This window comes from Saccharopolyspora oryzae, from assembly GCF_027853915.1.
GTDB classification, from domain to species: Bacteria; Actinomycetota; Actinomycetes; order Mycobacteriales; family Pseudonocardiaceae; genus Saccharopolyspora; species Saccharopolyspora oryzae.
In genome coordinates, this window is the sequence record NZ_JAQGLA010000067.1 from 25,459 (window position 1) to 44,853 (window position 19,395).

Here is a 19,395-nt window from a genome sequence, read left to right on the forward strand (position 1 = left end):
GCAAAAGATCAGATCGAGAGCCGCGCTCACGCGAGTCGTAGGCGGGGGCCGAGGTCTCGGGCGAGGCTCGTGGTCAGGGAGCGGAATTTCCGTACCGCTGGGTTGCGGTCGTCCGCGCGGGTGGCCAGGACGCTGTGATCGGGCGGTGCGTCGATCACCGGGATGCAGACCGTGCCCGGCCACGGGTAGTAGCGCTGGAAGGACTCCAGCGCCGATCCGGCGCCGCGGCCGGCGGCAGCGGTGGTCAGGACCTCGTGCGGCGTCACCGCGTGGGACCTGCTGCGGTTCGGGGACAGGCCGCCGAGGGCGTCGGCGAAGTAGAGGTAGTCGCTGAACTGGCGCGGGGTGTGCTCGGGGAGGCTGATGAAGGGCAGTTCGAGCACGTCGTCCAGGCGCACGGCCGGGGCGTCGGCCAGCTCCCACGACGCGGGCACGACGATGATGCGCCGCTCGGTGGTCACCACGTCCACGGCGATCCGCTCGTCCTCCGGGGCGGGTCGCACGAACGCCACGTCGACCCGGTGCTGCACCAGCGCAGAGACGTGCTCGGTGAAGTCCAGCGCGACGAACTCGACCGAGACTTCGGGGCAGGCCCGCTGGAACGCCTGCACCGCAGCGGGCGTCAGCTCGGCGGAGCCGTTGCTCATGACGCCTACCCGGAGCGTTCGCTCCGACGGAGCGTCGGCCACGTCCTCGATCGCTGCGTCCAGCGCGGCCAGCAGGGATCGCGCGTGCCCGACGAACCGCTCGCCGGCCGGGGTGAGGCGCACGGGCGCGCGGTCCAGGAGCTGGGCGCCGAGGTCGTGCTCCAGCTGCTTGATGTGCGCGGTGACGGACGCGGGCGACCGGAACAGCCGCTCGGCGGCCTTGCCGAAATGTCCTTCCTCCGCGACCGCCAGGAAGGACGTCAACCGACGCAGGTCCATACCCGCAGCGTACGAAGCTCGGGAAGCTCTGGCGCCCGCTGAGCTCGCGAGAGGCGGAGATCACTGCCGCGTTCACGAAACCTGAACGGCCGGTGCGGTGCCGGTTCCCGGCGGCATAGAACGACTGCTGTGCAGAAGAAGTGGTTGTCCGCCGCGTTCCTGTTGACCGCCGCGGGGTGGGGAGCGAACCAGTTCTCGCCGCTGCTCGGCGCGTACCAGCGCGACCTGGGGCTGTCGGCTCAGGCGACGACGGGTCTGCTCGCGCTCTACGTGGCCGGTCTGCTGCCGGGCCTGCTGTTCGGCGGCCCGCTGGGAGACCGCCGGGGTCGGCGCCCCGTCGTTCTCGGCGCGGTCCTGGTCAACGCCGTGGCGACCGTCGCGCTCATGATCGGTGTCGGCGGGGCGTTCTGGCTGGCGGTGGGCCGGCTGCTGACCGGGTTGAGCACGGGCGCGGCCTTGGCCGCGGGCAGTGCTTGGGTCCGGGAGCTGTCCCACCCGCCGTTCGGCACCGCGGTCGAGGACGGCGCTGGCGCCCGCCGGGCCGGGGTGATGCTGTCAATGGGGTTCAGCATCAGCGGTCTGGTGTCCGCGCTGATCGCGCAGTGGGGTCCGCATCCGCTGGTCATCGCGTACGTGCCGCATCTCCTGCTGTCGGCGGCCGGTTCGGGGCTCGCGCTGTCGTGCCCGGAGACGCGCTCCGCGGGGGCCGAGTCCGGGGGACTCGGCAGCGCGCTCCGGGATCGGCGGTTCCGGCGGCTCGTGCTGCCGGTCGCGCCGTGGGTGTTCGTCGGGCCGACGATCTCGTTCGGGACGTTGCCCGGTTTGGTGACCAGCGAGCTGCACGGTTTCGACATCGCCTACGCCGGGATCGCCGCGCTGATCACGCCGGGCTTCGGGGCCGTCGTGCAGCCGATCGCCCGTCGGGTCGCCCAGCGCGGCGAGCGGATTCCCGCCGTCGTCGGCCTCCTCGGCTTGGCGGCCGGGCTCGGGCTGGCCGCGGTGTCGGTGACGTGGGTGCTGCCGTGGCTGGCGCTGCTGGCCTGCCTGCTGATGGGCGGCGGTTACGGGTTCTGCGTGACCTTCTGCTTGACCGTGGTCGGCCGGATCGCCGGACCAGCCGCGCTGGCCCGGCTCACCGCGGTGTTCTGGTGCATCGCCTACCTGGGCTTCTGCACGCCGTTCGTGATCAGCCTGCTCGCCCCGGTGGCCTCGGCGGGGGTGCTGCTGCTGGTGCTGGTCGGCCTCGCGCTGGTCACCTGCGCGGTGGTGTCAGCCGGCGACCAGCCCGATCGAGATGGTGAGGAACGCCGCCGCGCTGATCATGTCCAGCGACTTCGCGACGCGGGGGTTCTTTAGCCGGTCGGCGATCTTGGCGGCGCCGAGCACCATCGAGGCCTCCCAGATCAGGGCCAGCACCAGGAAGACCACGCCGAGCATCACCAGCTGCAGCGCGGGCTGCGCGGCCGAACCCACGAACTGCGGCAGGAACGCGAGGCTGAACAGCAGCATCTTCGGGTTGGTGAGGTTGCTGAACAGACCGCGCAGGAAGGGGTTGGAGTTGTCGACGGGCGGCCCGGTGAGCGCGCCGTCGGCGGTCTCCTTCCTGGTCAGCCACAGCCCGCGCAGGATCATCGCGGCCAGGTAGACCAGGTAGGCGGCGCCGACCCACTTCAACGCGGACAGCACGGCGGGGCGGCTGGTGATCAGGGCGCCGAGCCCGGAGATCACCAGCGCCACCTGCAGGATGCTCGCGGTGTGGATCCCGGCGAGCGCGAGCATGCCGGCCCGGCGGCCGCGGTTCAGCGAGGTCCGCAGCAGCAGGAAGACGTCGACGCCGGGGGTGAGCACGACCACCACGCTCGCCACCAGGAAGGCGGGCAACGGGGTCAGGTCCACGAGCACGGTTCCTCCTTCGCGACAGCGCACAGCACTGATCACTTGATCGGGTTGGATCTGTCACCTGGTCAGGCACAGTTCACGGACCCGTGCGCAGAGACGCTTCGGATCCGTGTCGACAGGGGAAGGATGAGCAGCTGTCATCGTCGACGCGCTCAGTAAAATTTCCCGGCGTAATCCATCTTAACGAAATATTTTCCTGGTGCCGTGTGAGTTGCGCCTCGTGATGTTCCGGTATCCGGGTGACTACGGTGTGCCGTCGGCAAGATCCGCGACAGTGGGAGGCGCGACGTGGCGCGTGGCAGGACCGGAACCGCAGTGCTGCGGCTCGTGATCACCGGCGCAGTGGTGGCGCTGGCCGGAACGAACCCCGCGACGGCGAGCGCGGCGGAAGAACCGCAGGCGCGCGTGCTAGGTGGCTCCGAGGCCACGACGGCGGAGGCCCCGTGGGCGGTGGCCCTGACCGACGAGTACGGCCGGCAGTTCTGCGGCGGCACGCTGGTGACGCCGATCAAGGTCGTCACGGCCGCGCACTGCACGGTCGAACCGCTCACCGGCGGTCAGCGCGACCCGCAGCAGGTGCGCGCGATCTCGGGCCGCACCGACCTGACCGCCGAGGACGGCGCGGTCGCGGAGGTGGACCGGATCTGGGTGCACCCGGGTTTCCGCGGCTACACCACCGGTGACGACCTCGCGGTCCTGACGCTGCGCGAGCCGATGTCGCAGAAGCAGCTGCCGGTGGTCGACCAGGGCGACACCGAGCACTACCGGCCCGGCACGGTCGGCCGCGTCTACGGCTGGGGCAAGACCAGCGAGCAGGGCTCGCCGTCGACGACCCTGCGCTCGGTGGACGTCCCGATCACGACCGACGACGCGTGCCGCAGCGCCTACTCGAACTACGACCCGCGCAGCATGTTCTGCGCCGGAGTCCCGGAAGGCGGCCGCGACGCCTGCGCCGGGGACTCGGGCGGCCCGATCGTGGCGGACAACCGCCTGATCGGGGTCGTCTCCTACGGCACCGGCTGCGGTCGCCCGAACACCCCGGGCGTCTACACCCGCCTGTCCAGCTACGCGAACGAGCTCGCCGCGCAGCTCTGACCCGCCGGACCGCCGCCCGGCCCGTGCCGGCCGAGCGGCGGTTCCGCCGGTCCGCGAAACGAGACGCCGGAGTTCCGGGAAGAGTGTTGTTGGCTACTCCCGGTGCAGGTGAATGCGGGTTTCGCGACCCAGTTGTGATATCCAAGTAGGGATGACCCTGCAGCCGCTCGCGACCGCCGTCCACCGCGCCTACACCGCGGACCTGGACGCCGAGGACTTCTACCGGATGTTGCGCCTGCGCGTCGACGTGTTCGTCGTCGAGCAGGAATGCGCCTACCCGGAGCTGGACGGTCGCGATCTGGAGGACTCCACCCGGCACTTCTGGATCGACTCCGCCGACGGTTACGTGCTGGGTTACCTGCGGCTGCTCGAAGACCCCGACGGCGTGTTCCGGATCGGCCGGGTGTGCACCGCCAAGTCCGCGCGCGGGATGGGGCTGGGCCGCAAGCTGATGCGCGCCGCCGTCGCCGAGGTTCAGCACGCGCCCGCGGTGCTCGCCGCCCAGGTCTACGCGAAGGACTTCTACGCCTCCTTCGGCTTCGTCGAGGACGGGGACGAGTACCTCGAGGACGGCATCCCGCACGTCGACATGCGCCGCGAGCCGCGCCGCCGGGCGTGATCGGCGCTACTCCGAGCTTGACCCCGCGTGATCGGGGTGTCACGCTCCACCGCGTTCAGCAACGACGTGGAGGAGCCGGAATGGGCGCATCGGTCGGCGTTTTCGCCGCGCTGCGCGCCGTCGCGCTCCCACCGGACCCGGCGCTTCGCGGCCGGGTCAACCGCGCGCACCCCTTCTGCCGGTCCCGGACCGGCCCCGACGCCGCCTGAGCCTGTCCTGGCCCAGGTGGCGCGCCTGCGCGCTCCCTCATCCGCGAGCGATCTCTGACCTGCTCGCGCTCTTCTTTCCACCTCACCGGGACAGCCGAACCACCGGCGCGATCCCGGTTGCACGTGCGTTCGCGCCGGTTCGCGCACACCGCCGTGCACTAGGAGGAGAACCATGTCCGCACCGCCGCTTCTGGAACGGATCGGCATTCCACCAACGTTGAAGTGGGGCTTCGCCGGCCTGCTGGTCTTCATGATCGGCGACGGCGTGGAAACCGGGTACCTGTCGGCGTTCCTGGTCGAGGAGCAGGGCTTCAGCGAAGGCCGCGTCGCCCTGGTCTTCACCATCTACGGCATCACCGCGGCCGCCGCGTACTGGTTCTCGGCGGCGCTGTCGGACATCTGGGGCCCGCGCCGGGTGATGTTCCTGGGCGCGGGGATCTGGATCGCCTTCCACGTGCTGTTCGTGGCCGGCGGGATCATGGCGCACAACTACCCGCTGCTGCTGGTCAGCTATGCGATCCGCGGGTTCGGGTACCCGCTGTTCGGCTACGCCTTCCTGGTGTGGATCACGGCGAGCACCGAGACCCGGCGGCTGGGCACCGCGGCCGGGTGGTTCTGGTTCGCCTACAGCGCCGGGTTCGCCGCGCTCGGCCCGCAGCTGGCCAACCTCGCGATCCCGCTGATCGGCCAGCTGGGCACCCTGTGGCTCGGGCTGGTGGTGATCGTCGCCGGCGCGCTGCTGATGCTGCTGGTGCGCGACCCGAACGGGGACCGGCCGACGTCGGCGGTCGACGAGAAACCGCTGCGCAGCCTGCTGGCCGGGCTGACGATCCTGTGGCAGCGGCCGCGGATGTCCGCCGGGATGCTGGTGCGGATGATCAACAGCATCCCGCAGTACGGGTTCATCGTCTTCATGCCGATCTTCTACACCCGCGAACTCGGGTTCACGCTGTCGCAGTGGCTGACGGTCTCGTCGGTGATGTTCGTCAGCAACATCTTCTTCAACCTGGTCAGCGGCATCCTCGGGGACCGCTTCGGGTTCGCGGTGGTGGTGCGCTGGATGGGCGGTGCCGGCTGCGCGGTGACCACGCTGCTGTTCCACTACCTGCCGCTGACCACGCACAGCTACGCCGCCGCGCTGATCACCTCGGTGCTCTACGGCGCGACGCTGGCCGGGTTCGTGCCGATGTCCGCGCTGATGCCGACCATGGCCCCCGACCGGCGGGGCGCGGCGATGGCCGCGTTGAACCTCGGTGCCGGCTTGGCCACCGCTGTCGGCCCGGCGATCGTCGGGATCACGCTGCCGCTGTTCGGCGTCGGCGGCGTGATGTGGGTCTTCGCCGCGCTCTACGTGGTCGCGGCACTGCTCACGCTGGTGCTCAAGGTGCCGAACTCGCAGGCCGCTGAGCAGATCAGGGCCTGATTTCGTCCGCAGCCGCGGGCGCGGGCGCTCGCGGGATTCGAGAGGAGTGGCAAGTGAACCTGATCGGAATCCACGCCGGGGTGTGGGTCGGCGGTTGGAGCCCGGAGGAGACCCGGCTCGCGCTGGGCAAGGCGAAGGAGACCGGCTACGACCTGATCGAGCTGACCGCGACGGACTTCTCGGCGATCGACACCGACCTGGTGCGGCAGCTGCTCGACGAGCACGGGCTGGCGGCTTCGGCATCGCTCGGGCTGACCTTCGACGCCGACGTCAACAACGACGACCCGGCGGTCGTGCAGCGCGGGCGGGACAAGCTCGGCGGCGCGCTCGACCTGGTGCACCGGATCGGATCGAAGCACCTGGTCGGCGCCCTGTACTCGACGCTCGGCAAGTACCCGGCGGCGGCCACGCCGCAGGCGCGGGCCAACGCCGTCGCCGCGATCCGCGACCTGGCGGCGCAGGCCGCCGACCTCGGCATCGCGCTGGGCCTGGAGATCCTCAACCGGTACGAGACGAACCTGCTCAACACCACCCGGCAGGCGCTGGAATTCCTCGACGACGTCGGCGCGGACAACGTCACCGTCCACCTCGACACGTACCACATGAACATCGAGGAGCCGGATTTCGTTCGGCCGGTGCAGGAGGCCGGAGAGCGGCTCGGGTACGTGCACGTCGGGGAGAGCCACCGCGGCTACCTCGGGTCGGGCACGATCGACTTCCCGGCGTTCTTCCGCGCGCTGGTGGACATCGGCTACACCGGGCCGATCACCTTCGAGAGCTTCTCCTCGGCGGTGGTGGACCCGGCGCTGTCGGACACCCTCGCGGTGTGGCGGAACCTCTGGGACGACAACGAGGACCTCGCCCGGCACGCCCACCGCTTCATCACCGACGGGCTGCACTCCGCGCGGAGATGAGGCTTTCCAGGCTCTTTTTGCGTGGCGGTGCGGGTGGCGGAACCTCAGACGCCGCCTGGCTGCGGGATCCCGTTTTTATGTATGCCAATACACGGCAAACGGGCTGTCCTCGCCAGGCGACGTCTGAGAACCCGCGGCGGTGCGGGTTGCGAGGGTGGGTTATGCGCCTGCGGCGCATGCGACTGTCGCCGCGCGGCGCCGGTTGCCCTTCGCGGTTGCGGGAGCCGGACGGGATCGAGGTAGTGGCGCAGGTCTCGACGGGGCGGCGGAAGGTTGGTCCGCCGCCCCGGTTCTGCGACGATGCTCCATGATCCGAATGCAAGGGGTGCGGCAGGAAGCCGGTGCGAGTCCGGCACGGTCGGCGCCACTGTGACCGGGGAGCGGCCCTCCCCCGAGAGCCACCGGGGAGACCTGGGAAGGCCGGAGGGGCGCGGTGATCCGGGAGTCAGGACACTGCGATCCCTTGTTCCCGCCACCGGGGCGTCCGCACCCCGAGGAAGGAACACCGGCATGCCCGCCGCTCCGCGCTTCCCCTTCTCCGCCGTCGTCGGCCACGACGACCTCCAGCTGTCGTTGCTGCTCAACGCCGTGCACCCGCGCATCGGCGGGGTGCTGGTCCGCGGCGAGAAGGGCACGGCGAAATCCACCGTGGTGCGCGCGCTCGCATCGCTGCTGCCGGCGCTGGACGTGGTCGCCGACTGCCGCTTCGGGTGCGCGCCGAGCGCCCCCGACCCGCAGTGCCCGGACGGGCCGCACGACTCGACCGCGGTGCAGCGCCCGGCGCAGCTCGTCGAGCTCCCGGTCGGCGCCACCGAAGACCGCCTGATCGGTTCGCTCGACCTGGAACGCGCGCTGACCGAGGGCGTCCGCGCTTTCCAGCCCGGTCTGCTCGCCGCCGCGCACCGCGGCGTGCTCTACGTCGACGAGGTGAACCTGCTGCACGACCACCTGGTCGACCTGCTGCTGGACGCCGCCGCGATGGGGCGCGCGCACGTCGAGCGGGAAGGCGTCTCGGTTTCGCACGCGGCGTCGTTCTTGCTGGTGGGGACCATGAATCCGGAAGAGGGCGAGCTGCGGCCGCAGCTGCTCGACCGGTTCGGCCTCACCGTGCACGTCGCGGCCTCGCGGGAAGTCGCGACCCGCACCGAAGTGGTGCGCCGCCGGTTGGCCTTCGAAGCCGACCCGGCCGGGTTCGCCGCGAAGTGGGCCGACGCCGACGCGTCCCTGGCCGCGCGCATCCGCGCTGCGCGGGACCGGGTCGAGCACGTGGCGCTGCCGGACTCCGAACTCCGCCGGATCTCCGCGCTGTGCGCGTCTTTCGACGTCGACGGGATGCGCGCCGACCTCGTCCTGGCCCGCACCGCGATCGCGCACGCGGCCTGGCGCGGAGCCGACGAAGTCGCCGAGGCCGATGTCGAAGCGGCGGCCCGGCTCGCGCTGCCGCACCGGCGGCGCCGGGACCCCTTCGACGAGCCGGGCATGGCTGAAGAGCAGCTGGAACAAGCGCTCGCCGAGGCGGCGGAGCACGCCGAGGACGACGAGCCGCCGGAGGGGCCGGACGGCCCCGGAGGCGGCGGTCGGACGCCGGACGAGCCGACGGAGCCGTCAGGCGGAGGCGGGGAGCAGCGCGAGGAGGAGCGCAGCGACGGGCGGGCGCCGGCGGACAAGGCGCCGGCGGCGCCGACGCCGGCGTTCCGGGCGCGGCTGCTGGAGGTGCCGGGGCTCGGCGACGGGGCGCCGGGACGGCGCTCGCGGTCGCGGTCGCGGAGCGGCCGGACGACGCGGTCGTCCACTGTGGAGGGTCACGGCGTGCACGTGGCGGCGACCTTGGCCGCTGCGGCGCCGCACCAGGTCGCCCGCGGGCGCAGCGGCCCGGGGTTGGTCCTGCGGTCGGATGACCTGCGGCGCGGTATTCGGGAGGGGCGCGAGGGGAACCTGGTGCTGTTCGCGGTGGACGCGTCCGGGTCGATGGCTGCGCGGGAGCGGATGTCGGCTGTCAGCGGTGCGGTGTTGTCGCTGCTCAGGGACGCCTACCAGCGGCGCGACAAGGTCGGTGTGGTCACGTTCCGGGGCGACTCGGCGGAGCTCGCGTTGCCTCCGACGTCCTCTGTGGACATCGCTGCGGCGCGGATGCGCGGGCTGCGCACGGGAGGTCGCACGCCGCTCGCGGATGGTCTGCTGAAGATCGAGCGGGTGGTGCGGCGCGAGCAGATGCGCGACCCGCAGCGCCGGGTGCTCGTCGTGCTGCTGACCGACGGGAAGGCCACGGTGGCGGTGAATTCCGGGCTGAGCGGGCGAAATCGGGCCCAACGCGCGGTCGAGGACGCGCTGCGCGCGGCGGGTCTGGTCGCCGGGACCGGCGCGGCGTCGATCGTGGTGGACTGCGAGAACGGGATGGTCCGGCTCGGGCTGCCCGCCCGGATCGCCGCTGCTCTGGGCGGACCGTGCCTGCGGCTCGAGGAGCTGTCGGCGGAGAACGTCGCCGGTGTGGTGCGCGCGGTCCGCGATGAACGGCCGCATGCCGCTTGATCTCGTTTTGGTTACGAGATTCTTGATTGCACGTACCCGCCCACTGCCCGGATTGGTACGGTGACTGCCGTCCACCTGACCCCCAGGGGTGGACTTGCGAAGCGCCCCCGCGCTCCCGGCGACCCCCAGGCCGGTCGAGTGCGGGGGCTCTTTTTCGCCCAGCGCGGCTCGCTCCGCCGGTGTCCCGGGTGCGGGTGATTTGCCGGGTTTCGGAATGCGAGGATGCATTCGCCGAAGGGCTCGGCAACGCTGAACGCAGGAGGGACATGGGCGCGAAGTCGGCCGCTGACGCTCCGGACCTGAAGGGGGAACCAGCCCGCAACCCGCGCACTCCGCCGTGGCGGGAGCCGTGGACGAGCCTGCCCGGCGTGGGGCGTTGGGCAGACCTGCCAGGGCAGGAGCGGTTTTGGCGGATCGCCTACGTGGTTTCGCAAGTGGCGGTGCGCGGACTACTTGCACTGGTGCTGCTCACCGTTGCCGCCAACACGGGAGTGCTGAGCTCCGACGGTTCCGTGGCGAAGCGGGGAACTGCGCTGGCCACCCACTGCGAGTCGACCGGTCCGGTCAGTCGAGCCGGTTTGGGCTGGTACTGGGCCTGCGATGCGCAGATCACCTGGTCCGACGGGACGGAGACGCGGAAGAAATTCCTGAACTCGGAATTGACGCCGGAGAACGAGACCCGGCCTGAGCCCGTGGTGTACCGGAAGGTGCGGAACTCGGCGGACCAGATCGCGGTCGACAAGCCGATGCCGTTCGTCGGACTGGGCTACGCCCTGTTCATCGCGTTGGTGTTCGCGACCTTCTACGGGGTGCGGATTCCCGGCTTGCCGCCGATGCCTGCTGAGCGACGTGCAGAACGGCGTCGTCGGGTCCGTCTGCAGTGGTGGCAGCCGCTGGCGTTGCCGATCGGCTGGGGCCTGGTCGTCGCGGGTGGACTGGGCACGGCATCGGCCGCGACGGGCCGTTCGGTGCTGGTGATCGTATTCGGTTTCGTTGCGCTCATCGCTGGTTGGTTCGTATCGCAGGGGCGGCGGAAGTACGGCGTCCTCGAGCCGAAAGTGCTGCCGCCGGACCAGACGCGGCGGTTCGGCAAGGTCGGGCGTTTGCTGGTGATATTCGGCTGCGCGGCGGCCGTCTTGAGCGCCGTGACGGCCTTCCCCGAGTGGTTGAACGTCATCAGCGCTGTTGCGGTGCCGTTGGCCGTGGTCGCGGTGGGATGGCGGCTGAGTCTGGTGGCGAACCGGCGATCGGGTGGAACCGACCTGGCGGAAACTGCGTCAAACCGGACGTCGTAGGGGCAACGGGAGGAAATTCAGTGGAGCAGTCGCCGGAGCAGTGGTTGGCGATGATGCAGGAACGGGCTGACGAGATGGTGCGCCAGTCCGAGCAGATCCAGCAGCAGATGCAGGAAATGGCCGAGACGGCGAGCGATCCCGATGGTGCGGTGTCGGTCACGGTCGGCGCCAACGGTGCGCTGAAGGATCTGCAGATCGACCAGCGGGCGATGCGCCGGAGCGCGGCGGAGCTGCAGGCGACGATCCTGCAGCTCGCCGGGCAGGCGCAGGCCGCGGTGGCCGGTCGCGTGGTCAGCGCGGTGGAGCCGGTGGCGGGCGCCGCCGGGATGGACTTCCTGCGTTCGCAGCTCCCGCCCGAGCCGGAGCCCGAAGCGGCCGCGACCCGGCGCCCTGCGCCGGACGACTACGACGACGAACCGCCGCAGACCTTCCTTCGCTGACCAGGAGCAAGCACGATGTCGCAATTCGCCGTGAAACCCGCCGCGCTGCGGTCGCATTCGGACTACCTGTCGGAACTCGCGGGGAAGATCTCGGCCGCCGCGGACAAGGCCAGCGGGGTCAGCTTCGGCGTGGATTCCTTCGGCCTGGTCGGCCAGATGTTCGCCACCCAGGCGCGGGAGACCTCGCAACAGGCGGCCGAGCAGATCCGCACCTTCTCGCAGAACACCGACCTGCTCGGCGAGAACGTCAACGCGTGCGCGGCCGACTACGAAGGCGACGACCAGCGCAACGCCGATTCCATCGGAAAGATCGAGGTGTGAGCTGATGTCGTCGATGTTCGTCGATACGGAGACGCCGTCCCTGGAATCGGGTACCTGGAGCGCTGGGGCGGGATTCGTGGACTCCGCCCGCGCCACCGCCAATGCCGTGCAGAGCGGCGACTGGGGCGACTTCGCAGCCAGCGGCGGTGTGCTCGCCCTCGACGGGCTGCTGATGGCGATCGACCCGGTCGGATCCGTGCTGGCCGCCGGCGTCGGCTGGCTGATGGAGCACCTCGCGCCGCTGCGCGAGCTGCTCGACTTCGTCGCCGGTGATCCGAACGCGATCAAGGAGGGCGCGGACACCTGGCAGGCCATCAAGGAGGACCTGCAGCAGCTCGCCGACGAGCTGCCCGGGCAGGCCGAGCAGCAGACCAGCGAGTGGTCCGGTCAGGCCAAGGACGCGTATTCGCGGCAGGTCAAGGAGTACACCGACGGTCTGCAGGCGCTGTCGATCAGCGCCGGTAGCGCTTCGGCGACGATCGCCACCGCAGGCACGATGGTGGCCACCTGCCGCGGCATCATCCGCGACATCATCGCCGCGATCGTCGCGGAGCTGATCAAGGGTGCGCTCGCGGCGTTGGCCGGTTCGGTGGTCAGCTTCGGTGCGACGGTCGCCGGTTACCTGGCCTACGCGGCCGGGCGGATCGGCATGACCATCGGCAAGATCACCGCCAAGATCAGCCAGCTGCTGGCCAAGCTCGGCAAGGCGGGTGCGCTGATGGCGCGAGCACTGGACGACATGGCCAAGGTCGGCTCGAAGATCGGTGCGGACCTGGTCACTTCGGGCGCGAAGGTGTTCCCCGCATCCCCGGCGCTCGGTGGCGCCACGCATGCGGCCGGACGCGCGGCGACGGCGGGCGCGGACGGCCTGGGGACGGCGGCCTCCGGCATGACCCGTGCGGCGGACGGCCTGACCGGGGCGGCCGGGCGAACCGCGGACGCGGCCACCGGCATCACCCGCGGTTCGGAGAACCTGGCGGGCACCGGCTTGCGCTGGGCGAACGGTGCTGACGATGCCGGCCGGTCGGCCGCGGAGGGCGTCGGCAACGCGATCGAGAAGGGCCGGTACCGCGGGGCTTACGAGGACGCCATGGACCAGGTTTCGAACGTGACGAAGCCGGAGAGCGCGGTCATCCGTGGTGGGCTCGGCGCCGAGCAGTACCACGAGCAGAACTACGACGAGGACTCCGGTTCGTACTACGACGGCTACAACGGCAGTGGTCAGTACACCGGCGACCACGGTCGGGACGGCTACCGCGACGCGCCGCGTCCCGAGTAATCGCTTCCGGTCGTGAGCGGCGATGGTGGCAAGAGCGGCCATCGCCGCGCACGACGTTCACACGGGTGCGGTGCGGGACTGGTAGCGGTAGCGGCAGGCGGACGCTGTGATCAGCAGCGGGATCGCGGTCGCTGCGGCGATGGTGAAGAGGGTGGTGTACTCGCCCCGGTCCGCGGCGTAACCGGCCGCTGCCGATGCTGCCGCGCTGCCGAGGAACAGGGCGGACGCGAACAGGGACACCGCCAGGCCCCGGGCCTCGGGGACCACCGAGGTCGCCCAGGTCTGCAGGGACGAGTGCATGAACGACCAGCCGCCGCCCAGCAGCAGCGCGGTGATTACCACCGAGGCGATGTCCGTGCGCAGCGCCACGACCAGGTAGCCGAGCGCCATCGAAGTACCGCCGATCGCGATCAGCTGCCACACCGCCAGCCGCCGTCCCAACGCCTTGACCAGCCTGGAGAACAACCACACGCCGATGCCGTAGGTGGCGGTGGCCAGGCCTGCGACCGCGACGTCGACGCCGTGGTGCACCAGGGCGGACGGGAGGAACGTCATGATGCCCAGCAGGACCGCGCCTTCCACGAAGACCAGGCCGAACACCAGCAGCGCCCAGCGATTCGTCAGCACCAGCGCCAAGTGCTCGCGCACGCCGCCGACCTGAGCGCGCTCCGGCTCCGGGAGCTTGCCGATCACGATCGCGCACAGCGCGGCGCACAGCGCTGGGAGCGCGAAAACCACGCGCCAGTCGAGGAAACTCGCGAGCACGCCGCCCACGGCCGTGGCCAGCGCGGTGCCCATCGCCGATGCCGCCATGAGGTCGGACAGCGCGCCTTGCCGCTGCTCCGGGGGAACCGTGTCGCCGACGTAGGTCAGCGAAGCCGGGACGATGGCGCCCACGCACGCGCCCGTGATCACGCGCGCGGCGATCAGCGCGGCCAGGTTCGGTGCCAGCGCGGACACCAGACCTGCTGCCGCTGCGGCGAACAGCGTGCCGCGCATGACGACGATGCGCCCGAACCGGTCCGACAGCATTCCCCAGAGCGGCTGGGTGAGGCCGTAAGCGAGGAAGTAACCGCTGGCAGCGGCCACCGCCGAAGCGAGCGGGACCTGCATCCCGAGCGCGAGGAGCACCAGCATCGGCGTGACCGCGAACCGGTCGAAGTTGGCGATCAGCGTGGCGGCGGACAGCACCAGCGGTGGCCTGGTGGACGGCATCAGCGGCTCCTGCGGTCTGGGACGCCCGTCCATGTTCGCCGACCGCGCGGTCCCGAGATCAGTGAGGTTGACCACCCGTCCCCGGGAGCTGATCTCCCCGGGCGGCGGCGGATAGGGTTCGGGTATGCCTCAGGGACAGCCTTCTAGCGTGCCCAACGATGGTTTGACGACCCGCCAGCGCCGCAACAGGCCGCTGGTCGTGGTCCACACCGGTGAGATGAAGGGCAAGTCCACAGCCGCTTTCGGACTCGCGCTGCGCGGGTGGAACCAGGGCTGGTCGATCGGCGTGTTCCAGTTCGTCAAGTCCGCGAAGTGGCGGGTCGGCGAGGAATCCGCGTTCCGCGCGCTGGGGCGGTTGCACGAGGAGACCGGCGAGGGCGGCCCCGTCGAGTGGCACAAGATGGGCGAGGGCTGGTCCTGGGCCCGCAAGCAGGGCACCGAGGAGGACCACGCCGCTGCCGCGCTGGAGGGGTGGCGCGAGATCGCCCGGCGGATCGGCGAGCAGCAGCACGGCATGTACGTGCTGGACGAGTTCACCTATCCGCTGCACTGGGGGTGGATCGACGTCGACGAGGTGGTGGCGACGCTGCGCGACCGCCCCGGCCACCAGCACGTCGTGATCACCGGCCGCTACGCCCCGCAGGCGCTGCTCGACGCCGCCGACCTGGTGATGGAGACGACCAAGGTCAAGCACCCGATGGACGCCGGCCAGAAGGGCCAGAAGGGCATCGAGTGGTGACGTCCGCTTCGCACGCCCGCGTGGTGATCGCGGCCCCGGCCTCCGGGCAGGGCAAGACGACGGTGGCGACCGGGCTGCTCGGAGCGCTGCGCCGTCGCGGCACCGACGTCGCGCCGTTCAAGGTCGGTCCGGACTACATCGACCCCGGTTACCACCGGATCGCCGCAGGCAGGCCCGGGCGCAACCTGGACCCGGTGCTGGTCGGCGAGGAGCGGGTCGCGCCGCTGTTCCGGCACGGGGCGGCGGAGCTGTCCGTGGTGGAAGGCGTGATGGGGCTGTTCGACGGTCGCATCGGCCCCGGCGAGGGCTTGGCGACCGGCTCCACCGCGCACGTGGCGCAGCTGCTCGACGCGCCGGTCGTGCTGGTCGTCGACGCCAGGGGCCAGAGCCACAGCCTCGCCGCGCTGCTGCACGGTTTCCGCAGCTACCGGCCGGAAGTCCGGGTGGCCGGGGTGATCCTGAACCGCGTCGGTTCGCCGCGCCACGAGCAGGTGCTGCGCGATGCCGCGGACGCCGCGGGGTTGCCGGTGTTCGGCGCCATCCCGCGCGCCGACGACCTCGCCGTTCCGTCACGGCACCTCGGTCTCGTCACCGCCGTCGAGCACGGTTCCGAGGCGGTCCGCGCGGTGGACGCGATGACCGAAATCGTTGCCGGCTCGGTGGATCTCGACGCGATCGCCGCTCTCGCGCGCTCGGCGCCGGAACTCCCCGGGCCGACTTGGAACCCTCGGGACGAGGTCGAACCGCAGGGCTCGCCGGTGGTCGCGGTGGCCGGGGGACCGGCGTTCACCTTCGCCTACGCCGAGCACGTCGAGCTGCTCGAAGCCGCAGGTGCCGAGGTCGCCGTCGTGGACCCGCTCAACGACGAACGGCTGCCGGAGCGCACCGCGGGTTTGGTGCTGCCGGGCGGGTTCCCGGAGCAGCACGCCGCCGCGCTGTCCGCGAACACCGCGCTGCGCAGGGAGATCGCGGCCTTCGCCGCTAGCGGGGCGCCGGTGCACGCCGAGTGCGGCGGACTGCTGTACCTGGCCGAGGAACTGGACGGGCATCCGTTGTGCGGAGTGCTCCCGGCGAAGGCGCGGATGTCCTCGCGCTTGACGCTCGGTTACCGGGATGCGGTGGCCGCGACCGATTCCGCGCTGTTCCCCGAAGGATCGCGGGTGAGCGGGCACGAGTTCCACCGCACCGTGCTGGAGCCCGCTCGTGGTGAGCAGGCCGCTTGGATCTGGCGGAGCGAGGGCGTCCAGCGCGAGGGCTTCGTCGTCGGCGGCGTGCACGCGTCCTACCTGCACACCCATCCCGCCGGGCAGCCCGGCTCGATCGGACGGTTCGCGGCCAGGTGCGCGGGAACCGCGTGATCGGGGCGGCAGCGTGGGCTTCGCCACTCGACGTCCGGCGGTTCCGCGGTCGGCCCGCGCGCGCTGATGATCGAGATCGAGCTGGCCACGGTGCCGCGCGTCGTGGATCGTCGCGCGGGCCCGTGCGGTGCCCGGTGAATCCCGTTCGTCACGGGTGGTGACAGGCGCTGTGCGGGACGTGACCGCCCTTCCGTAGGTGGTGCGGTCACGCGGTACGGTCATTGCCTACACAGGCGGGCGCCGGTCGGGTGAACCGCGCGCCGCACGCGGAGCCCCGGGGCGCTCGGTCCGCACCGGGCACCTGGGCGCACCGGCCGAGCGGCCGGATGCGTCCGAAGTGGACGACGCGCCGCATCTGTCCACAGTGGTAGGACTTCCACCCCGAGGCGGAAGAGGAGAGCAATGGTGACTGGCCGGATCTCGTTCATCGGTGCCGGTCCGGGCGCTGCCGACCTGATCACGGTCCGCGGCGCGCGCCGGATCGCCGAGGCGGACGTCGTGCTGTGGGACGCGAGCCTGGTCGCGCCGGAGTGCGTCCAGGAGCACGCGAGCACCGACGCCGAGCTGATCGACTCCTCCCGCCTCACCCACGAGCAGGCGCTGGAGGTCTACCGCCGCGCCGAGCGGGACAAGCTCAAGGTCGTCCGCCTGCACTCCGGTGACCCGGCGATGTGGAGCTCCGTCCAGGAGCAGCACGACGCCTGCACCCGGATGGTCGTGGAAACCGAGATCGTGCCCGGCGTCGCGCCCTTCTCCGCGGCGGCCGCCGCGATCGGCCGCGAGCTGACCTCGGAGGTCGCCCAGTCGCTGGTGGTGACCCGGATGGAGAGCAAGGCGCCGACGCCCGCGGGTGAAGAGGTGCGCGAGCTCGCCAAGCACGGCACCACGATGGCGCTGTCCCTCGCCGGTTCGCGCACCGGCCAGCTGGTCGAGGAGCTGCGCGCCGGCGGCTACCCGGAAGACACCCCGGTGCTGGTGGCCTACAAGGTCAGCTGGCCCGACGAGACGCTGCTGCGCACCACGCTCGGCGAGCTGGAGAAGACCGTCAAGCAGCGCAAGCTCTGGCGGAACCTGCTGTTCATCGTCGGCAAGAGCCTCAAGGGCAGCGGAAGCCGTCCGCAGCCCTACTTCCACACCTACCGCCGTGCGGAACCGGCGGTCCGGCGCACGGTGCGGACCGAGCGCCCCAGCGCATCGCGGCGCCGCAGCACCGAGCCCGCGGCGGGCAACGGGCGGGTGAAGGAGTCCGACGTGGCCTGGTGGGCCGTGCGCGACTGGCAGGAGAGCGCGCGCGGAGCTGCGCGCGTGGCGGCGACCCGTCCGGCGTCGGCCCGGCGCGTGGACGAGGCGCAGTCGCAGCTGTTCGTCGACGAGCCGGTGGCGGTCGACACCCTCGAAGCGCCGGTCCCCGCCGAGGTCGTCCCCGCCGTGGAGGAGTCCGCCGTCCCCGGTCCGGTCGAGGAGGCCGTCGAGGCGGCGCCGAAGAGGACGTCCGCGGCGAGCAGGACGACCACCCGCGCCACCGCGAAGGCGACCCCGGCCAAGCGCACCACCGCCAAGAAGACCGCTGCGGCGAAGTCGACCAGCGCGAAGACGACCGCCGCGAAGCGGACGGCGGCCAAGGCGAAGCCCGCCGCGAAGCGGAAGTCCACGGCGAAGGCGGACGAGCCCGGCGAGTGATGCCGGCCGTCCGAAGTGGACGTGGGGTGGGGCTCGGTCGGGGGATCGCTGCCGCCACCAGCGCACCGCGTCGGCGTGTGCGGACCGGCTCCGGGAGCCGGTGGCAGCAGTATTGGAGCAGTTCGGCGAGGAATGCGGCCGCCGGTCGCGTGTTCGGGGTGTGCCGGTGGAACACGCGGTCGCGGTCGCCGAGGTGAGGTGGGTGACGTGGCAGTCACGGTGATCGGGATCGACGGCGGCGACCTGCCCAGGGGTGCTGCGCAGGAGCTGGAGTCGGCGCGGCTCGTGGTGGGCGGCAAGCGGCACCTGGACGCGCACGCGCCCGAGCACGCGCGCAAGTTCGAGCTGGGGCCGCTGGAACCGGCGCTGAACGCGCTGTCCGCGCTGTCCGGCGAGGAGCACGGCGTGGTGCTCGCCTCCGGCGACCCCGGTTTCTTCGGCGCGGTGCGCGCGCTGCGCGAGCGCGGCATCCGGTGCACGGTGCTGCCGTCGACGTCCAGCGTGCAGCAGCTGATGGCCCGCGTCGGCCGGTCGTGGGACGACGTGGTGGTGGTCAACGCCAGCGGCCAGGACCTGGCGAAGGCGATCAACGTCTGCCGCGCGCGCCCGGCCGTGGCGGTGCTGACGACCGCGCCGAAGGCCGGACCCGCGCAGATCGGGTCCGGGCTGACCGGCTGGCGGCGCACCATGGTGGTCGCCGAGGACCTCGGCGGCGCCTACGAATCGGTGGTCACGGTGGACCCGGCGGAGGCGGCCAAGCGGACCTGGCGCGAACCGAACATCGTGCTGTCCCTGGCCGACCTGGACGACGTGCCGCACCGCGGCTGGATCGTCGGCGGCGAGCCGGTCCCGCCGGCCACCGGCTGGGCGCTGTCCGAGGACGAGTTCTCGCACCGCGACGGCGTGATCACCAGCGCCGAGGTGCGGGCGGTGGCGCTGGCCAAGCTCGCGCCGCGCCCGGGAGCCCTGGTGTGGGACGTCGGCGCGGGCTCCGGCTCGGTGGCCGTGGAGTGCGCCCGGCTGGGCGCGGCGGCGATCGCGGTGGAGTCCGACGAAGCGCAGGCGATGCGCTTGATCACCAACGCGGCCAGCCACGGCGTGGACGTCCGGGTGGAGGAGGGCGAAGCGCCGCAGGCGCTGCGGAACCTGCCCCGGCCGGACTCGATCTTCGTCGGAGCAGGCGGCACCGAGGTCGTCACGGCGTGCGCGCACGCGGGAGCGACCCGCGTCGTGGTCGCGCTGGCGGCGCTGGACCGGATCGGCCCGACCCGCGACGCGCTGCGCACCGCGGGCTACGAGGTCGAGGGCGTCCAGCTCTCGGCGTCCCGCCTCGCGGAGCTCTCGGACGGAGCGTCCCGCCTCGAATCAGCGAACCCGGTGGTCCTCATCTCCGGCCACAAGAAGCACTGACCCGTCGTCTTCCTTCCCCGGGGGCGCAAATTCCATTGAAATCG

Annotated in this window: 18 protein-coding genes and 1 riboswitch; of the genes, 15 read left to right on the forward strand and 3 right to left on the reverse strand. The window is 71.6% G+C overall.

Features of this window, described 5'->3' with window-relative positions; all coding sequences use genetic code 11:
• Window positions 1-26 precede the first annotated feature (26 nt).
• Window positions 27-926 carry a LysR family transcriptional regulator gene (locus tag OU415_RS28670; protein ID WP_270952457.1) on the reverse strand — a complete coding sequence of 300 codons (900 nt, stop codon included), beginning with the start codon at window positions 924-926 and terminating at the stop codon, window positions 27-29.
• A gap of 129 nt (window positions 927-1,055) precedes the next feature.
• Between OU415_RS28670 and OU415_RS28675 the strand changes: the two genes are divergently transcribed.
• A complete protein-coding gene (locus tag OU415_RS28675) occupies window positions 1,056-2,282 on the forward strand; it encodes an MFS transporter (RefSeq protein WP_270952458.1) in 1,227 nt (408 codons plus the stop codon).
• On the opposite strand, the gene OU415_RS28680 is transcribed toward OU415_RS28675, so the two are convergent.
• Window positions 2,196-2,828: a LysE family translocator gene (locus OU415_RS28680; protein WP_270952459.1), complete on the reverse strand. Its 633-nt coding sequence runs from the start codon at window positions 2,826-2,828 to the stop codon at window positions 2,196-2,198. The genes OU415_RS28675 and OU415_RS28680 overlap by 87 nt on opposite strands.
• A 285-nt stretch (window positions 2,829-3,113) precedes the next feature.
• On the opposite strand from OU415_RS28680, the gene OU415_RS28685 reads away from it, so the two are divergent.
• The 10 genes from OU415_RS28685 (at window position 3,114) to OU415_RS28730 (ending at window position 12,949) form a co-directional block, all read left to right on the forward strand.
• On the forward strand, window positions 3,114-3,920 hold the full coding sequence (locus tag OU415_RS28685; RefSeq protein WP_270952460.1) for a S1 family peptidase: 807 nt from the start codon (window positions 3,114-3,116) through the stop codon (window positions 3,918-3,920).
• Between the two features lie 151 nt (window positions 3,921-4,071).
• Complete coding sequence (locus OU415_RS28690) at window positions 4,072-4,539, forward strand: GNAT family N-acetyltransferase (protein ID WP_270952461.1); 468 nt, start codon at window positions 4,072-4,074, stop codon at window positions 4,537-4,539.
• Window positions 4,540-4,619: 80 nt separating this feature from the next.
• The gene (locus OU415_RS28695) at window positions 4,620-4,748 is read left to right on the forward strand and encodes a hypothetical protein (protein WP_270952462.1); all 129 of its coding nucleotides are present in this window, start codon (window positions 4,620-4,622) and stop codon (window positions 4,746-4,748) included.
• Between the two features lie 172 nt (window positions 4,749-4,920).
• Entirely contained in the window at window positions 4,921-6,171 is a 1,251-nt protein-coding gene (locus OU415_RS28700; protein WP_270952463.1) for an MFS transporter, read from the forward strand.
• 53 nt (window positions 6,172-6,224) lie between these two features.
• Window positions 6,225-7,085 (forward strand): sugar phosphate isomerase/epimerase family protein, encoded by an 861-nt coding sequence (locus OU415_RS28705; RefSeq protein WP_270952464.1) that lies wholly within the window; start codon window positions 6,225-6,227, stop codon window positions 7,083-7,085.
• Between the two features lie 290 nt (window positions 7,086-7,375).
• Window positions 7,376-7,554: riboswitch (cobalamin riboswitch) on the forward strand.
• Between the two features lie 41 nt (window positions 7,555-7,595).
• Window positions 7,596-9,614 carry a putative cobaltochelatase gene (locus OU415_RS28710; protein ID WP_270952465.1) on the forward strand — a complete coding sequence of 673 codons (2,019 nt, stop codon included), beginning with the start codon at window positions 7,596-7,598 and terminating at the stop codon, window positions 9,612-9,614.
• 266 nt (window positions 9,615-9,880) lie between these two features.
• Window positions 9,881-10,909 carry a DUF6346 domain-containing protein gene (locus tag OU415_RS28715; RefSeq protein WP_270952466.1) on the forward strand — a complete coding sequence of 343 codons (1,029 nt, stop codon included), beginning with the start codon at window positions 9,881-9,883 and terminating at the stop codon, window positions 10,907-10,909.
• A 20-nt stretch (window positions 10,910-10,929) separates the two neighbouring features.
• Window positions 10,930-11,349 (forward strand): YbaB/EbfC family nucleoid-associated protein, encoded by a 420-nt coding sequence (locus tag OU415_RS28720; RefSeq protein ID WP_270952467.1) that lies wholly within the window; start codon window positions 10,930-10,932, stop codon window positions 11,347-11,349.
• Window positions 11,350-11,364: 15 nt separating this feature from the next.
• The gene (locus OU415_RS28725) at window positions 11,365-11,670 is read left to right on the forward strand and encodes a type VII secretion target (protein WP_270952468.1); all 306 of its coding nucleotides are present in this window, start codon (window positions 11,365-11,367) and stop codon (window positions 11,668-11,670) included.
• Window positions 11,671-11,674: 4 nt separating this feature from the next.
• Window positions 11,675-12,949 carry a WXG100 family type VII secretion target gene (locus OU415_RS28730; protein ID WP_270952470.1) on the forward strand — a complete coding sequence of 425 codons (1,275 nt, stop codon included), beginning with the start codon at window positions 11,675-11,677 and terminating at the stop codon, window positions 12,947-12,949.
• 57 nt (window positions 12,950-13,006) lie between these two features.
• On the opposite strand, the gene OU415_RS28735 is transcribed toward OU415_RS28730, so the two are convergent.
• A complete protein-coding gene (locus tag OU415_RS28735; protein ID WP_270952471.1) occupies window positions 13,007-14,164 on the reverse strand; it encodes an MFS transporter in 1,158 nt (385 codons plus the stop codon).
• Between the two features lie 124 nt (window positions 14,165-14,288).
• Here OU415_RS28735 and cobO point away from each other — a divergent pair, with 124 nt between their 5' ends.
• From cobO to cbiE, 4 genes are all read left to right on the forward strand, one after another.
• Window positions 14,289-14,903 carry a cob(I)yrinic acid a,c-diamide adenosyltransferase gene (gene cobO, locus OU415_RS28740; protein WP_270952472.1) on the forward strand — a complete coding sequence of 205 codons (615 nt, stop codon included), beginning with the start codon at window positions 14,289-14,291 and terminating at the stop codon, window positions 14,901-14,903.
• On the forward strand, window positions 14,897-16,261 hold the full coding sequence (locus OU415_RS28745; protein ID WP_270952473.1) for a cobyrinate a,c-diamide synthase: 1,365 nt from the start codon (window positions 14,897-14,899) through the stop codon (window positions 16,259-16,261). The genes cobO and OU415_RS28745 overlap by 7 nt, the downstream gene beginning before the upstream one ends.
• Window positions 16,262-16,663: 402 nt before the next feature.
• The gene (locus tag OU415_RS28750) at window positions 16,664-17,941 is read left to right on the forward strand and encodes a cobalt-precorrin-4/precorrin-4 C(11)-methyltransferase (RefSeq protein ID WP_270952474.1); all 1,278 of its coding nucleotides are present in this window, start codon (window positions 16,664-16,666) and stop codon (window positions 17,939-17,941) included.
• Between the two features lie 207 nt (window positions 17,942-18,148).
• On the forward strand, window positions 18,149-19,351 hold the full coding sequence (cbiE, locus tag OU415_RS28755) for a precorrin-6y C5,15-methyltransferase (decarboxylating) subunit CbiE (RefSeq protein WP_270952475.1): 1,203 nt from the start codon (window positions 18,149-18,151) through the stop codon (window positions 19,349-19,351).
• Window positions 19,352-19,395 lie beyond the last annotated feature (44 nt).

What these genes read in the sequence shown, in the direction of transcription:
- OU415_RS28670 (WP_270952457.1), bottom strand. Translation starts at nt 926, where the DNA reads ATGGACCTGCGTCGGTTGACGTCCTTCCTGGCGGTCGCGGAGGAAGGA.
- OU415_RS28690 (WP_270952461.1), top strand. Translation starts at nt 4,072, where the DNA reads ATGACCCTGCAGCCGCTCGCGACCGCCGTCCACCGCGCCTACACCGCG.
- OU415_RS28695 (WP_270952462.1), top strand. Translation starts at nt 4,620, where the DNA reads ATGGGCGCATCGGTCGGCGTTTTCGCCGCGCTGCGCGCCGTCGCGCTC.
- OU415_RS28700 (WP_270952463.1), top strand. Translation starts at nt 4,921, where the DNA reads ATGTCCGCACCGCCGCTTCTGGAACGGATCGGCATTCCACCAACGTTG.
- OU415_RS28710 (WP_270952465.1), top strand. Translation starts at nt 7,596, where the DNA reads ATGCCCGCCGCTCCGCGCTTCCCCTTCTCCGCCGTCGTCGGCCACGAC.
- OU415_RS28715 (WP_270952466.1), top strand. Translation starts at nt 9,881, where the DNA reads ATGGGCGCGAAGTCGGCCGCTGACGCTCCGGACCTGAAGGGGGAACCA.
- OU415_RS28725 (WP_270952468.1), top strand. Translation starts at nt 11,365, where the DNA reads ATGTCGCAATTCGCCGTGAAACCCGCCGCGCTGCGGTCGCATTCGGAC.
- OU415_RS28730 (WP_270952470.1), top strand. Translation starts at nt 11,675, where the DNA reads ATGTCGTCGATGTTCGTCGATACGGAGACGCCGTCCCTGGAATCGGGT.
- OU415_RS28735 (WP_270952471.1), bottom strand. Translation starts at nt 14,164, where the DNA reads ATGCCGTCCACCAGGCCACCGCTGGTGCTGTCCGCCGCCACGCTGATC.
- cobO (WP_270952472.1), top strand. Translation starts at nt 14,289, where the DNA reads ATGCCTCAGGGACAGCCTTCTAGCGTGCCCAACGATGGTTTGACGACC.
- OU415_RS28750 (WP_270952474.1), top strand. Translation starts at nt 16,664, where the DNA reads ATGGTGACTGGCCGGATCTCGTTCATCGGTGCCGGTCCGGGCGCTGCC.